The organism is Sphingomonas sanxanigenens DSM 19645 = NX02 (assembly GCF_000512205.2).
Taxonomy (GTDB): Bacteria; Pseudomonadota; Alphaproteobacteria; order Sphingomonadales; family Sphingomonadaceae; genus Sphingomonas_D; species Sphingomonas_D sanxanigenens.
Genome location: NZ_CP006644.1, coordinates 3719928 through 3733358 on the forward strand (window position 1 = coordinate 3719928; position 13431 = coordinate 3733358).

Below are 13431 nucleotides of genomic sequence, written 5' to 3' on the forward strand. Positions count from 1 at the left end.
CGCCGTCACTTCGCGCCGCCGATCAGGCCGCGCGCGGCGAGGTTGGCGAAGAGCGCGCCGATCCCCAGCGACCAGGCCGGGGCGTCCGCCGAATAGACGACGCGGTTGACCAGCCGGCCCAGCCGGTCGCTCTCGATGCTGACGATGTCGCCCACCTTGTGGGTAAAGCCGCGGCCGGGCTCGTCGCGATCCTGCACCGGCGCGAACAGCGTGCCCAGCAGCAGCAGGAAGCCATCGGGATAATGATGCTCGCTCAACGTCTGGTGGACGAGGTCGAGCGGATCGCGGCTGATTTCGGCCATGTTGCTGATTCCGTCGAGCACATAGCCGTCCGCGCCCTCGATGCGCAGCCGCACCTCGGCGCCGCGGACGTCGTCGATCGAGAAGCCGTCGTCGAACAGCCGCACCAGCGGCCCCAGCGCGCAGGAGGCGTTGTTGTCCTTCGCCTTGCCGAGCAGCAGCGCGGAACGGCCCTCGAAGTCGCGCAGGTTGACGTCATTGCCCAAGGTCGCGCCCACTGCCGTGCCATGGCTGTTCACCAGCAGCGCGACTTCGGGCTCGGGGTTGTTCCAGGTCGAGTCGGAGCGGATGCCGATCTCGGCGCCCGCGCCCACCGTGGAGAGCACCGGCGACTTGGTGAACACCTCCGCATCGGGGCCGATCGCGACCTCCAGATATTGCGACCAGAGCCCATCCTCGATCAAAGCCGCCTTGAGCTCGGCCGCGTCGGGCGTGCCCGGCACCACCGCGCGGATCGAACCGCCGACGCGGCTTTCCAGCCGCTCGCGGATCGCCGACGCCGCGGTCCAGTCGCCCCTCGCCCGCTCTTCGATGACACGCTCGATCGCCGAGACCGCGAAGGTCACGCCACACGCCTTGACGCATTGCAGGTCTACGGGGCTCAGCAGGTCGACCGCGTCCGGATCGAAGCGGCCGAGCACGGTGCCGCCCGCGCCGGAAAAATCACCGGCCTCGACCAGCGCCGAAACGGTGGGCGCCACCCGCGCCATGTCGATCAGTTCACCGCCGATCACGAGCACCGGAGTCGGCCCTTCGGGGGTCGCGATGCGCCCCAGGAAACTGCCCGTTTTCCAGTCCATAGGCAGGATCGACGCTGCTGCGCCGCTTTCGCCGGTCATGTCCCCTCCGCTCGACGCTCGTTGATAGCGCTACCAACGATATATGCACCATTCTGTCAAGCGCGAACGGTTCCGGCTAGTACCGGCCGCGCGCGAAACGAAAAATTTTCGCAAGCTGCTTTCACCAGGGAGATTGACCATGTCCAAAACCAGCATCGGCCGCGATACGAGGCTGTGCATGTCGCTCGCGGCACGCCCTGGCACCTTCGGCTCGCGCTTCCACAACCATCTCTACGAACAACTCGGACTGGACTATGTCTATAAGGCGTTCACGACGCGCGATCTCGCCGCCGCCGTCGCCGGCATCCGCGCGCTCGACATCCGCGGCTGCGCGGTCTCGATGCCCTATAAGGAACGCGTGATCCCGATGCTCGACGGGCTGGAGCCGTCGGCTGCGGTGATCGAGAGCGTCAACACCATCGTCAACGAGGATGGCCGGCTGACCGGCTACAACACCGATTACACCGCGGTGCGGACCTTGCTGGAAGGCGCCGGGCTGGACCGCGCGGCGCCGTTCCAGCTGCGCGGCAGCGGCGGCATGGCCAAGGCGGTGGCAGCGGCGCTGCGCGACGCGGGTTTTGCGCATGGCGCGATCGTCGCGCGCAACGAGGATGCGGGGCGCGCGCTGGCGGAGGCCTATGGCTTCGGCTGGCACGCGACGCCCGGGGACGCGGGCGATGCCGTGCTGCTGATCAACGCGACGCCGATCGGCATGGCGGGCGGCGATGCGGATGCACTGGCCTTTTCGGACGCCGCAATCGACGCCGCAGCGGCGATTTTCGACGTGGTCGCGCTGCCGGCGGAAACCCCGCTGCTGAAGGCCGCACGCGCGGCGGGCAAGGTGACGATCTCGGGAACGGAGGTCGCGGCGCTGCAGGCGCTGGACCAGTTCGTGCTGTACACCGGGGTCCGGCCGAGCGCCGGGCAGGTGGAAGCCGCGGCGAAATTCGCGCGGGGTTAACGAGCACCCGCCACGCTAAAGCCCACTCCCCTTTGGGGGAGAGGGCAGTTCGGCGCGCCTCGACCATCAGCGCACGCCCGCACACCCTGAAACGGGACGGGGGAGAGCCAGCCACACTTGTGGTCGCGACCCTGACAGGCTCTCCCCCTTACCCCTTCCAAAAGCATGGAGAGGGGAGTTGGCGCAGAGGCGCGCCCCACCCTCCGTTCGTCCCGAGCGACGTCGAGGGACGAGGGGGCACGCGCCGAAATCTCAAATTACCTTCGCGTGACTCGTCCCTCGACTGCGCTCGGGACGAACGGAAACAAGGCCCCTCCCTCACTCCGCCGCCGCATACTCCGGCGTCCACATCATGGCCGCGATCCGCGTGCGCCAGTCGTCGGTTGCCACCGTCGCCAGCCCGTCCGCCACCGCCTGCTCGGCCACTGCGGTCGCCACCGTCAGCGCAACGTCGCGCAGCGCGGTCACCGGCGGCAGCAGCGCGGAGGCGCCGTCCGCCGCCTCTGCCAGCGCGCGGGCGGAGGCCATGAACATCGCGTCGCTCACGCCGCGGGCGCCCGCCGCCAGCGCGCCCAGCGCGACGCCGGGGAAGATGTAGACATTGTTGACCTGCGTCACCGGCGTCAGCGCCGCCTTTACCGGCGGGAAGGGGCTGCCGGTGCCGATGATCGCACGGCCTTCCGTCCATGCGCTCAGCATGTCGGGCCGCGCTTCGGCATGGCTGGCGGGGTTGGACAGCGGGAAGATGATCGGGCGGTCCACCGCGGCCGCCATCGCACGTACCGCATCCTCGGTGAACGCCCCCGACTGGCCGGAAACGCCGATCATCACCGTCGGCGCCACCCGCGCGACGATCGTCGCGAGATCGGCGCCGGCCAGATCGTCCGCCTCGCCCGCCGGCCGCGCGAAGCGGCGCGCCGCCTCGCTCACCTGGTTGGCACCCTCGCGGATCAGCCCGTCGCGATCGATCGCCCAGATCGTGGCGCGCGCCGCCGCCTCGTCCAGCCCCTCGGCGCGCATCGCCGCGATCAGCAGCGAACCGATTCCGGTTCCCGCGGCACCCGCGCCGAACAGCAGGATGCGCTGCGCCGACAGCGGCCGCCCGGTGCGCCGCATCGCGCTGAGCAAGGTGCCCACCGCCACCGCGGCGGTACCCTGGATATCGTCGTTGAAGCTCAGCAGCTGGTCGCGATGGCGATCGAGCAGCCGCGCGGCGTTGGCGCCGGCGAAATCCTCCCACTGCAGCAGCGCGCCCGGCCAGCGTTCCGCCACCGCGGCCACGAACGCGTCGACGAACGCGTCGTAATCCGGCCCGCGCACGCGCTCGTGCCGCCAGCCGATATAGAGCGGATCATTGCGCAACCGCGCATTGTCGGTGCCGACGTCGAGCAGGATCGGCAGCAATTCGCCCGGGTGGAAACCGCCGCACGCGGTGTAGAGCGCCAGCTTGCCGATCGGAATGCCCATGCCGCCCGCGCCCTGATCGCCGAGCCCCAGGATGCGCTCGCCATCGCTGACCACGATCGCGCGGACGCGATCATAGGCCGGATCCGCCAGCATCTCCTTGATGCGGTGGCGGTTGGGATAGCTCAGAAACAGCCCGCGCGGCCGCCGCCAGATCTCGGAGAAGCGCTGGCACCCCTCGCCCACCGTCGGCGTGTAGACGATCGGCAGCAGCGCCTCGATATTGTTCGCCACCAGCGCGTGGAACAGGATCTCGTTGCTGTCCTGCAGATCGCGCAGGAAGGAGTAACGCTGGAAATTGTCGGGCAGCGCGCCCAGCGCGCGCCACCGCCGCTCCATCTGCGATTCCAATGTGCCGACGTGCGGCGGCAACAAACCGTGCAGACGGAACCGGTCCCGTTCCTCCTCGGTGAAGGCCGTACCTTTGTTGGTCAGAGGATCGGACAGCAGTTCGCGCGCGCGGGACAATGCGGGGGGCCTCCTGGAAAAGCGTCAGAATCGAAAGCTGAGCCAGCCGGCGGCGAAGGCGGAGTCCCTCAAACCGGCGCGGCGCAGCACGGTGTCGGCGCGCAGATACTCCAACCGCATGGTAGCGCTCAACCTCGGAGAGATGGACCAGACGAACTGCGCACGTGCCACATCGGCCACTTTGCTGCCGGGTACAATCTGCGTGCCGGGCAGCGCAGTGCCGTTGGCGCGATAGACCGCGTCAGTGTTATCGGCGCGCCATGTCCACTGATATTCCAGCGTCGCGCGCACGCGCTTCACCGGCTGGAAGGTGAAATTGGGCGCGATCGCCTTCAGGTTGGTCGGCGTCAGGAACAGCGCATAGCTGTAATAGATATTGTTTCCGAACGGCGAAAAGGCGGTGCGCAGCTTGCCGTGCCCATCCGCGCCGCCGCCGCTGGCATAATCCGCGTGAAAGCCGATGCGCGGCGCGGTGGAGGCGGCGCCCAGCCGATAGGTCTGCGCCATCAGCACCTGCGTCGCGTCGATCTCGCGCCCGTCGAAATCGCCGCTCTGGTGATTGGCGCTCCAGTCGATCGTCAGCCGGCCGACCTCCCCCCACAGCCGCGCGCCGGCATAATTGCGCGCCTCGCGCGCGGTCGTCGCCCCCCAGGTCGCCGCATCGGTGCGCAGCCGCCAGACGAAGGGATCGAGATACAGCTTCGAGCCGCCGAACCAGTCGCGCGGGATCACCACGCCGCCGGTGACGCCCGAGAAGCGCCGGCCATCGTCGACCTTGTCGTCGCCCATGCCGCCGTCGCCGAAGCGCGTCATCCGGAAGTCGAACGCATCGAGCCGCAGCGTCTTGCCGCGCACCCAGCCCCGCGCGCCGTTGAGCACGAAGCGGATCGTGTTGTTGTCGCGCTGCGAGATCAGCAAATTGGGACCGTCGGTGAATTCCTGCCGGCCATAGCGCCCGCCGACGGTCACCCCGCCGACCGCGCCACGCAGCTCGGCAAAGCCCTGCTGGAGCATCAGGTCGTTGCGCAAGGTCGCCGCCGGGGTGCCGAGGTTCTGCCCATCGAGCCCGCCATGCGCGATCTCGCCATAGAAGCGCAGATGCTTGCCGACATGCACGTCCGCGCCGCCGACGAGGCGCAGGATATCCTGCCGCTGGTGCGGCGCCTTGCGCAGCCCGGGGTTGGTGGTGAGGTTGATCCGCAGCCGCGCCTCGCCACTCAACGTGACGTAGACGTCGCCATCATCGTCGAGCGGCAGATATTTGAGCCGGTCGAGGACATCGTCGCGCTTCTGCGGATCGCGATACCTGGTCCAGTCCTCTGCCCAGCGCGAAAGGTTGTAGCCCGCGCTGGTGTTGCCGTCCCCCGCCGCCTCGGCGGGGTAGGACGTGGCGATCGGCGTCGCCGGCTCGCGGGTCTGGCCGCTCTCGGATGGCGGGATATTGGGATCGACGCTGCGCGCGAGCACGACGATCGGCGATTCGGCGCTGCGGGCGATCACTGCCTGCGCGGCGGCGGGCTGGGTCGCTGCCAGCAAGGCCAGCGGGGACAGGGCAGCGGCTCCGGCTGCTGCGCGCAGCCGGCGGGGGGTCATCGACATGAGCGGAACTCCGGGGTGGGTTAGGGCCGGATCACGCGTCGACGGCGGCGGGGGCCGCTGCGGCGGCCTTGCCCGACAGCGTCTCGGCGAGCTGCGCACGGTCGAGCGTGCCTTCCCACCGCGAGACCACCACCGTCGCCACCGCATTGCCGATGAAGTTGGTGAGGCTGCGGCACTCGCTCATGAAGCGGTCCACGCCCAGGATCAGCGCGATGCCGGCGACGGGCACCGTGGGCACGATCGAGAGCGTTGCGGCCAAGGTGATGAACCCCGCGCCGGTGACGCCCGCGGCGCCCTTCGACGAGAGCATCGCCACGCCCAGCAGCAGCGCCTGCTGGCCGAGGCTGAGCTCCACGCCGGTCGCCTGCGCGATGAACAGCGCCGCCAGCGTCATGTAGATGTTGGTGCCGTCGAGGTTGAACGAATAGCCCGCGGGGACGACGAGGCCGACCACCGACTTGGGGCAGCCCGCGCGCTCCATCTTCTCGATCAGCGCCGGCAGCGCGCTTTCGGAGGAGGAGGTGCCGAGCACCAGCAGCAGTTCCGCCTTCAGATAGGCGATCAGCTTGAGGATCGAGAAGCCGCACGCCCTGGCGACGCCGCCCAGCACGACCAGCACGAACAGCAGCGAGGTGAGGTAGAAGGTGCCGACCAGCGCGGCGAGGTTGGCGAGGCTGCCGACGCCATATTTGCCGATGGTGAAGGCCATCGCCCCGAACGCGCCGATCGGCGCCGCCTTCATGACGATCGCGACCATGCGGAACACCGCCGCCGACACATCCTCGAGCAGGCCGAGCACGCGATCCCCGCGCTCCCCGCTCATCGCCAGCGCGATCCCGAACAGGATGGCGACGAACAGCACCTGGAGGATGTTGCCGTCGGTCAGCGCGGACACCATCGTGTCCGGGATGATGCCGGTCAGGAAGCCGGTGAGCGTGGAGGCGTGCGCCTTGTCCGCATATTCGCCGACCTTGCTGGCATCGAGCGTGGCGGGATCGATGTTGAGCCCCGCCCCCGGCTGCACGACATTGGCGACGATCATGCCGATGATCAGCGCGAGCGTGGAGAAGAACAGGAAATAGGCGAAGGCCTTGCCGGCGACGCGGCCCACCGCCTTCAGATCGCGCATCCCGGCGATGCCGGTGACGATGGTGAGGAAGATGACCGGCGCGATCACCATCTTCACCAGCTTGATGAAGGCATCGCCCAGCGGCTTCAGCGCGGCACCCAGATCGGGGTAGAAATGCCCCAGCAGCACGCCGGCGACGATCGCGACCAGCACCTGGACATAGAGATGGGCGTACCAGCGCCGCGGCACATGCGGCGTTGACGGGGTGATCGATCCGGTTGCGACGAGCATCTGAGCGCCTTTCATCCTCTGTCCGCCCGGTTAGCCCGGCGGTTGCGCCAAGCATCGTCCGCCCGCGCATGCGGCCAAAGAGCCGCTATGCAACATTCCAAAATCGCGAATTTTCAGCACTTTGGTTGCGATGGAGGCCGTTTTGCCGGGCAGATTTCCACACGGCGATTGGACACGCCGTGCAGATTTCTGCACAAACCCGCAGATGGTCGCCCCCCGCCCGAATCGCGCGGCATGAGCCTGTTCCGCTCCCGCCTGCTGGTGCCGCTGCTGATCGCGGTGGCGGCGATCGCGGCGGCGTTCGGCCACTTCGCGGGCCGCCGCGCCGAGCTTGTCGCGATCGCGCAGCTGCAGACGGAAGCGGTCGCGGACGCGACCTTGCGCGCCACCCTGCTGCGCGGCGATATCGAGCGCTTCCGGCTGATGCCGGTGGCGCTGACCGAGGATCGCGGCGTGCTCGCCGCGCTCGCCGGCGTGCCCGGCGCGGCGCAAGCGCTCAGCCGGCGGCTCAAGATGCTGGCGCGGGAGACGGGGGCGGAGAATATCTACCTGCTCGACCCACGCGGCCGCGCGATCTCCTCCAGCAATTATGACGCGCCGCGCAGCTTCGTCGGCCAGGACTATGCGTTTCGCGACTATTATCGCGAGGCGGTGCGCGAGGGCGCGGGCGTGCAGTTCGGCATGGGCACGGTCAGCCGGCGGCCCGGCCTCTACGTCTCGCATCGGACGGAGGCCGGCGGCTATATCGTCGTCAAGCGCGTGTTCGGCAGGCTGGAGCGCGACTGGGCGCGCGCCGGCGGGCTGACATTGGTGACCGACACCAACGGCATCGTCGTGGCGAGCAGCGATCCCGCGCTGCGCTTTCGCGCGACCCGCCCGCTCACGCCCGCGCAGGTCGCCTATTTCCGGCAGGAGATGCAGTCCGGCGATGCATCGGTGCGCCCGCTGCAGATCGCCCCTACGCTGAACGGGCGGCTGGTGCGGCTGGAGGGCGATCGCACGCGGCGGGTGAGCGCGCATGTGCCCGCGGGCGACCTCGGCTGGACCCTGCACCTCTACACGCCCGCGGACCCCGCCGCGACGCGGGCGGGCCGCGCGGTGTGGCTGGCGACCGCGCTGGCCGTCGCGCTGATCGCCGCGCTAGCCTGGGCGCTGGCGCTGCGCATCCGCCAGCGCCGCATCCGCACCGCGGCGCTGGAGGAAGAGGTCGCGGCGCGCACCGCGCAACTCCGCGCGGCGATGGACGAGCGCGCGGCCGGCGAGCGCCGCGCCGACGAACTGCGCGAGGAACTGCGCCAGGCCAACCGCCTCGCCATCCTCGGCCAGATCACCGCCGGCGTGGCGCACGAGACCGCGCAGCCGGTCGCCGCCATCCGGTCCTATGCCGCCAACGGCATCGCCTTCCTCGAACGCGGCGACAGCGATGCCGCTGCCGCCAATTTCGGCGCGATCGGCCGGCTGACCGAGCGGATCGGTGCGGTCACGTCCGAGCTGCGCGGCTTCGCGCGCAAGGGCACGGGGGAGATCGTGTCGCTGCGCATTTCCGAGGTGATCGAGGGTGCGGCGCTGATCCTGCGCAACCGGCTCGCGCGCGTCGGCTTCAGCGTCGACCTCGGCGCGGATCCCCCGGTGCGCGCCGGGCGGGTACGGCTGGAGCAGGTGTTCGTGAACCTCATCCAGAACGCGCTCGATGCGCTCGAGGACCGCCGCGACGGCCTCATCGAGATCAGGCTGGATGCCGATGCCGGGACGGTCCGGGTGCGCATCCGCGACAACGGCCCCGGCATCGCGCCGCAGGTGGCCGAGCGGCTGTTCACGCCCTTCGCCACCAGCCGCGCCAACGGCCTCGGCCTCGGCCTCGTCATCGCGCACGACATCATGCACGAGCTGGGCGGCGCGCTCGTCTGGGTGCCGGGCGCGGGCGGCGCCTGTTTCGACCTGACCCTGCAGCGCGCCGCGGCATGAGCGACCGCGCAGCCCCGCCTCGCGTCGCTCTCGTCGAGGATGACGAGGATCTGCGCGCCGCGACGGTGCAGACCTTGCAGCTCGCCGGCTTCGCGGTGGACGCCTTCCCCGCCGCCGAACCGGCGCTGGCGGCGATCGATGCCGACTATCCCGGCGTCGTCGTCACCGACGTGCGGATGCCGGGGATGGACGGCATCGCCCTGTTCCGCCGCCTGCGCGAGCGCGATGCCGCGCTGCCGGTGCTGTTGATCACCGGCCATGGCGATGTGACGATGGCGGTGGAGACGCTGAAGGCGGGCGCATGGGATTTCGTCACCAAGCCCTTCGATCCCGATGCGCTGGTCGCCGCCGTCCGCCGCGCCGCCGAGACGCGCGCGCTGGCGATCGACAATCGCCGCCTGCGTGCACTGGCCGAACAGGCCTCCGCCGAGGTGCTGGTGGGCGACGCGCCGGCGATCGTGCGCATCCGCCAGACCATCCCCGTCCTCGCTGGCGCCGATCTCGACGTGCTGATCGAGGGAGAAACCGGCACCGGCAAGGAACTGGTCGCGCGCCTCATCCACCGCGCCGGCCGCCGTGTGCGCCACGGCTTCGTGACGATCGCCTGCGCCGCAATCCCCGAGGCGCTGGTGGAAAGCGCGCTGTTCGGCGAGGGCGGACGGATGGGGCCGGTTGCCGAGGCGCAGCGCGGCACCCTGTTTCTCGACGATATCGACCAGGCGGTGCCAGCGCTGCAGGCGCGGCTGACGCAGTTGCTGGAGGAACGTAGCTTCGTGCCGCCGCACGGCCGCGACGCGGTGCCGCTCGACGTGCGCATCGTCGCCGCCGCGGGCGGCTCGCTCGACGCCGCGGTGCGCGAGGGCCGCTTCGCCCCCGCACTCTTCTACCGCCTTGCCGGCATGACCCTGACGCTGCCGCCGCTGCGCGACCGGCAGGACGATCTTGCGCTGCTGTTCGCCCACCTCCTCGATCGCGCCGCCGCCCGCCACCGCCGCCCGCCTCCCGCGATCGGCGCGCGCACCCGCAGCCGCCTCGCCGAGCATCGCTGGCCCGGCAATGTCCGCGAACTCGCTCATTTCGCCGAGCGTGTGGTGCTGGGGCTGGAAGCGGACGGGACGGACGAGGCGGGCGCCGGCGCCACATTGCCCGAACGCGTCGCCCGCTTCGAGGAAGCCGCGATCCGCGACGCCTTCCTCGCCGAGGACGGCGATGTCGGGCGGACGGCGGCGCGGTTGGGCATCCCGCGCGAGACCTTCTACTACAAGACCAAACGCTACGGCATCGACCTGGCCGCGCTCAGGCGCCGGGTGAAGGGCTGAGCTCCCCTTTTGCTCACCCCTCGTCCACACCAGCCGCATCGCTGCGCATCTGCCCATGCGCGAGCAGCCCGAACAGCCCGGCGCCGCCGATGATGTTCCCCGCCAGCGCCGGCAGCACGAAGTCGGTCAGCGCCTCGCCGAGCGGCATATGGCCGCTGAGCCACAGGAAGGCGACCTGCGACGATCCGGTGACGACATGGCTGAACCCGCCCAGCGCGATGACATAGGTAAGCAGGGTGATCACCCAGAACTCGCTGCCCTTGGCGCTGGGCAGGATCCACGCGATCGCCGCCATCAGGAAGCCTGCGGGAATGCCGAGGGTCAGCGTCTTCGTCCCCTCCTGCAATGTGAGCTTGCTCAAAATGTCGACCGCGGCGACATGCTGTTCGCGGGTGATGACCACCTCATGCGCCATCAGCCACGCGACGATCACCACGCCTACGAGGTTGGCGAACAGCACGCAGCCCCACAGCCGCAGCAACTGCCCCGCCTTCGCCCAAGTCGGCCGCGCGGCGAGCGGCAGCACCGCGGTCACGGTGCTCTCGGTGAACAGCTGCAGCCGCCCCATGATGACGATGATGTAGCCGACCGGATATCCCGCCAGGAACACCAACTCCGCCCAGCGCGTGTCCGGCAGCCGCATCCGCAGATAGAGTTCGGCAAGCAGCGACGCGCTGATCGCGATCCCCGCCGCCAGCCCGGAGAGCAGCAGCGCCGGCACCGGCCGCACCAGTTCCTCCTCCCCCTGCAGCCGCACCACCTCATGCACCACCATCGAAGAACTCGCCCGCCGATCCTCGACATCCCGCACCTCCTCCGCAGAGAGCGCCGCGTCGGGTTCGTGTTCGTCGTCGTGGGGGTTGGGTTCGGGGGTCATGCGCAGGTCTCGCTGGGGCTGGGTGCGGGCTGCCCGGTGAAACGCGGATCATCGAATGTCGGGGGCAATGCCGCGACGGGAATGTTCGCGGACGTCCGATTGCCAATGCCACCCGCGCGCGTCAGTCTCGCTTCATGCAGTTGGGCAAGCGCACCATGAACCTCACGCTCGCGGTTCTCCTGATCACCATTCTCATATTGAGCGCCGCGCTATACCGCTCCGCGCGCCGCCCGCTCGTGCCACCGGAAGACGCGCCCCTGGTACAGAAGGCGCGTCGGGACTCCCTCAAAATCTTTCCACGGGGCGACGCAAATCGCGCATCGAGTTTTGCGATCGTGATGCGTCTTGAGGATCGATCCTGCGTCGAGCTCCGCTCCCGCGCGACAGACAAGGCCGGAACCTAACTCGCCTGCTACGACACCCACACCGGCAAGATCATCGAAGAGCGAGCATATGGTGGCTTTTGAACGATCCTCAGCGCCCCTATTTCGGTAATTTCGGGGACATAATACTAAACTTGATGCGGAGCGCGCGCGAGGCCCGACGCCCTCGCGCTCGCATCCCGACGATCGCCCCCGCTCCAGCCGCCACCACCACTAATCGTAAATTCCCGATGAGACATTGACCCCACAAATCCCATCGGATATTCCCGATACATGAATACCGACGCCGCGCTCTCGATCCTTGCCGCGCTCGCGCACCCGACACGGCTCGCCGCCCTTCGTCTGCTCATCCGGCATGAGCCGGAGGGGCTGTCCACCGGCGCGCTGGTCGATGCCTCGGGGCTGACGCAGAGCACCTTCTCCACCCACCTCGCGGTGCTGGCGAAGGCGGGGCTGGTGGTGTCGGAGAAGCGCGGCCGTCAGCAGATCCAGCGCGCCGACCTCGACGCGCTGCGCGGATTGATGGTCTATCTGGCCAAGGATTGCTGCCAGGGCCGCGCCGAACTGTGCGAGCCGCTGCTCGCCGAACTCGACTGCGGCTGACGAGGCCCCGATGACGGATGTCGTGATCTATCATAATCCCGAATGCGGCACGTCGCGCAACGCGCTCGCCATGATCCGCAACGCGGCCATCGATGCGACGCGGCGATGACGCCGACCATCCGCGCGGTCGGCGCGGACGACTCGCCATCGATCACCGCGATCTACGCGCATCACGTGCTCCACGGCACCGCGACCTACGACATCGTGCCGCCGACCAAGGATGAGATCGCCGACAAGATCCGGACGATCACCGGCCGGGGCTGGCCCTTTCTGGTCGCGTGCGACGGGCCCGCCGTGGTCGGCTATGGCTATGCCACCCAGTTCCGCGACCGGCTCGCCTACGCCTTCGCCTGCGAGAACAGCATCTACATCGCCCATGACAGGCGCGGTGCCGGGATCGGCAAGCGCCTGCTGCAGGCGTTGCTGGACGCCGCCGAGGCCGGCGGGTTCCGCCAGATGGTCGCGGTGATCGGCGGCGGCGAGCCCGCCTCGGTCGCGCTGCACGCATCCTGCGGTTTCCGGCATGTCGGCCGGCTGGCGGGCATGGGCTGGAAGGCGGGGCGGTGGCTCGACACGGTCTACATGCAGATCGCGCTGGGCGGCGGCACCCTCACCCCGCCCGATGCCGATCGGGCGGATTGAGCGATGTCGCTGTTCGAACGCTATCTCCCCGCCTGGGTCGCGCTGTGCATCGTCGTCGGCATCGCGCTCGGCCATCTGCTGCCCGGCGCCTTCGCCGCGCTCGAGGTCGCGGGTCTTGCCGGCGCCGCCCTCACCCCTCCCCCGCGCTCTCCCGCAGATGCCCGCGCATCACCACCAGCGCGTCGCGCATCGCGCCGAGCTGCTCCACCGTCATCCCCGTCGCCCGCAGGATCTCCTCGGGCACGCATGCCGCTTCCTCCGCCAGCATGCGCCCGGCCTCGGTCAGCGAGACGCGGACGACGCGCTCGTCGGCGCCGTCGCGCTTGCGAGTGACGTAGCCGGCGGATTCCAGCCGCTTGATCAGCGGCGTGAGCGTGCTGGTTTCAAGAAAAAGCTTCTCGCCCAGCTCACCCACCGCCTGGCCGTCGCGCTGCCACAGCAGCACCATCGCCAAATATTGCGGATAGGTGAGCCCCAGCCGGTCGAGCAGCGGCTTGTAGACGCGATTGAAGGCGAGGCCGGCCGAGTAGACCGCAAAGCAGACGAACGGGTCGAGCGCGTCGTCGGGTGCAGCCGGCTTCGTCTTCAGCGGGGAATTGCGCTTTGCCATGCGCGCAATTTAGGTCGTGCACGATATGATCGCAAGATGCG

The 13431-nt window shown here is 69.3% G+C and carries 12 protein-coding genes and 2 pseudogenes; 8 read left to right on the forward strand and 6 right to left on the reverse strand.

The genetic code is table 11. The features are described from left to right. Positions 1-5 precede the first annotated feature (5 nt). Positions 6-1139, reverse strand: a complete 1134-nt coding sequence (locus NX02_RS16935) for a fumarylacetoacetate hydrolase family protein (protein WP_025293395.1) — start codon at positions 1137-1139, stop codon at positions 6-8. 139 nt (positions 1140-1278) lie between these two features. On the opposite strand from NX02_RS16935, the gene NX02_RS16940 reads away from it, so the two are divergent. Then, positions 1279-2100 (forward strand): shikimate 5-dehydrogenase, encoded by an 822-nt coding sequence (locus NX02_RS16940; protein WP_025293396.1) that lies wholly within the window; start codon positions 1279-1281, stop codon positions 2098-2100. A 318-nt stretch (positions 2101-2418) separates the two neighbouring features. Here NX02_RS16940 and NX02_RS16945 read toward each other — a convergent pair whose 3' ends face one another. The 3 genes from NX02_RS16945 to NX02_RS16955 are packed head-to-tail and all read right to left on the reverse strand — an operon-like array spanning position 2419 to position 6991. Continuing rightward, positions 2419-4032: an NAD-dependent malic enzyme gene (locus NX02_RS16945; protein WP_025293397.1), complete on the reverse strand. Its 1614-nt coding sequence runs from the start codon at positions 4030-4032 to the stop codon at positions 2419-2421. A 24-nt stretch (positions 4033-4056) separates the two neighbouring features. Further along, positions 4057-5625 (reverse strand): alginate export family protein, encoded by a 1569-nt coding sequence (locus tag NX02_RS16950; RefSeq protein WP_425424044.1) that lies wholly within the window; start codon positions 5623-5625, stop codon positions 4057-4059. A 37-nt stretch (positions 5626-5662) separates the two neighbouring features. Beyond that, entirely contained in the window at positions 5663-6991 is a 1329-nt protein-coding gene (locus NX02_RS16955; RefSeq protein WP_025293399.1) for a dicarboxylate/amino acid:cation symporter, read from the reverse strand. A gap of 234 nt (positions 6992-7225) precedes the next feature. Here NX02_RS16955 and NX02_RS16960 point away from each other — a divergent pair, with 234 nt between their 5' ends. Next, on the forward strand, positions 7226-8956 hold the full coding sequence (locus NX02_RS16960; protein ID WP_039996651.1) for a sensor histidine kinase: 1731 nt from the start codon (positions 7226-7228) through the stop codon (positions 8954-8956). Next, positions 8953-10275 (forward strand): sigma-54-dependent transcriptional regulator, encoded by a 1323-nt coding sequence (locus NX02_RS16965; RefSeq protein ID WP_025293401.1) that lies wholly within the window; start codon positions 8953-8955, stop codon positions 10273-10275. Before NX02_RS16960 ends, NX02_RS16965 begins: the two co-directional genes overlap by 4 nt. A gap of 13 nt (positions 10276-10288) precedes the next feature. Here NX02_RS16965 and NX02_RS16970 read toward each other — a convergent pair whose 3' ends face one another. Further along, positions 10289-11152 (reverse strand): formate/nitrite transporter family protein, encoded by an 864-nt coding sequence (locus NX02_RS16970; RefSeq protein ID WP_025293402.1) that lies wholly within the window; start codon positions 11150-11152, stop codon positions 10289-10291. A 155-nt stretch (positions 11153-11307) separates the two neighbouring features. Between NX02_RS16970 and NX02_RS16975 the strand changes: the two genes are divergently transcribed. The 5 genes and pseudogenes from NX02_RS16975 to NX02_RS33915 all read left to right on the forward strand — a co-directional run. Beyond that, positions 11308-11556: a hypothetical protein gene (locus NX02_RS16975; protein ID WP_162232692.1), complete on the forward strand. Its 249-nt coding sequence runs from the start codon at positions 11308-11310 to the stop codon at positions 11554-11556. Between the two features lie 252 nt (positions 11557-11808). After that, positions 11809-12138 (forward strand): ArsR/SmtB family transcription factor, encoded by a 330-nt coding sequence (locus tag NX02_RS16980; protein ID WP_025293404.1) that lies wholly within the window; start codon positions 11809-11811, stop codon positions 12136-12138. 10 nt (positions 12139-12148) lie between these two features. After that, positions 12149-12232: pseudogene (locus tag NX02_RS31655) on the forward strand (arsenate reductase); the annotation flags it as partial. Between the two features lie 11 nt (positions 12233-12243). Next, entirely contained in the window at positions 12244-12780 is a 537-nt protein-coding gene (locus NX02_RS16985) for a GNAT family N-acetyltransferase (protein ID WP_025293405.1), read from the forward strand. 3 nt (positions 12781-12783) lie between these two features. Beyond that, positions 12784-12897: pseudogene (locus NX02_RS33915) on the forward strand (arsenical-resistance protein); the annotation flags it as partial. A 13-nt stretch (positions 12898-12910) separates the two neighbouring features. Here the strand turns inward: NX02_RS33915 and NX02_RS16990 are convergent. Further along, the gene (locus NX02_RS16990) at positions 12911-13390 is read right to left on the reverse strand and encodes a MarR family winged helix-turn-helix transcriptional regulator (RefSeq protein WP_025293406.1); all 480 of its coding nucleotides are present in this window, start codon (positions 13388-13390) and stop codon (positions 12911-12913) included. Positions 13391-13431: the final 41 nt, after the last annotated feature.

What these genes read in the sequence shown, in the direction of transcription:
- NX02_RS16935 (WP_025293395.1), bottom strand. Translation starts at nt 1,139, where the DNA reads ATGACCGGCGAAAGCGGCGCAGCAGCGTCGATCCTGCCTATGGACTGG.
- NX02_RS16940 (WP_025293396.1), top strand. Translation starts at nt 1,279, where the DNA reads ATGTCCAAAACCAGCATCGGCCGCGATACGAGGCTGTGCATGTCGCTC.
- NX02_RS16950 (WP_425424044.1), bottom strand. Translation starts at nt 5,625, where the DNA reads ATGACCCCCCGCCGGCTGCGCGCAGCAGCCGGAGCCGCTGCCCTGTCC.
- NX02_RS16955 (WP_025293399.1), bottom strand. Translation starts at nt 6,991, where the DNA reads ATGCTCGTCGCAACCGGATCGATCACCCCGTCAACGCCGCATGTGCCG.
- NX02_RS16960 (WP_039996651.1), top strand. Translation starts at nt 7,226, where the DNA reads ATGAGCCTGTTCCGCTCCCGCCTGCTGGTGCCGCTGCTGATCGCGGTG.
- NX02_RS16965 (WP_025293401.1), top strand. Translation starts at nt 8,953, where the DNA reads ATGAGCGACCGCGCAGCCCCGCCTCGCGTCGCTCTCGTCGAGGATGAC.
- NX02_RS16970 (WP_025293402.1), bottom strand. Translation starts at nt 11,152, where the DNA reads ATGACCCCCGAACCCAACCCCCACGACGACGAACACGAACCCGACGCG.
- NX02_RS16975 (WP_162232692.1), top strand. Translation starts at nt 11,308, where the DNA reads ATGAACCTCACGCTCGCGGTTCTCCTGATCACCATTCTCATATTGAGC.
- NX02_RS16980 (WP_025293404.1), top strand. Translation starts at nt 11,809, where the DNA reads ATGAATACCGACGCCGCGCTCTCGATCCTTGCCGCGCTCGCGCACCCG.
- NX02_RS16985 (WP_025293405.1), top strand. Translation starts at nt 12,244, where the DNA reads ATGACGCCGACCATCCGCGCGGTCGGCGCGGACGACTCGCCATCGATC.
- NX02_RS16990 (WP_025293406.1), bottom strand. Translation starts at nt 13,390, where the DNA reads ATGGCAAAGCGCAATTCCCCGCTGAAGACGAAGCCGGCTGCACCCGAC.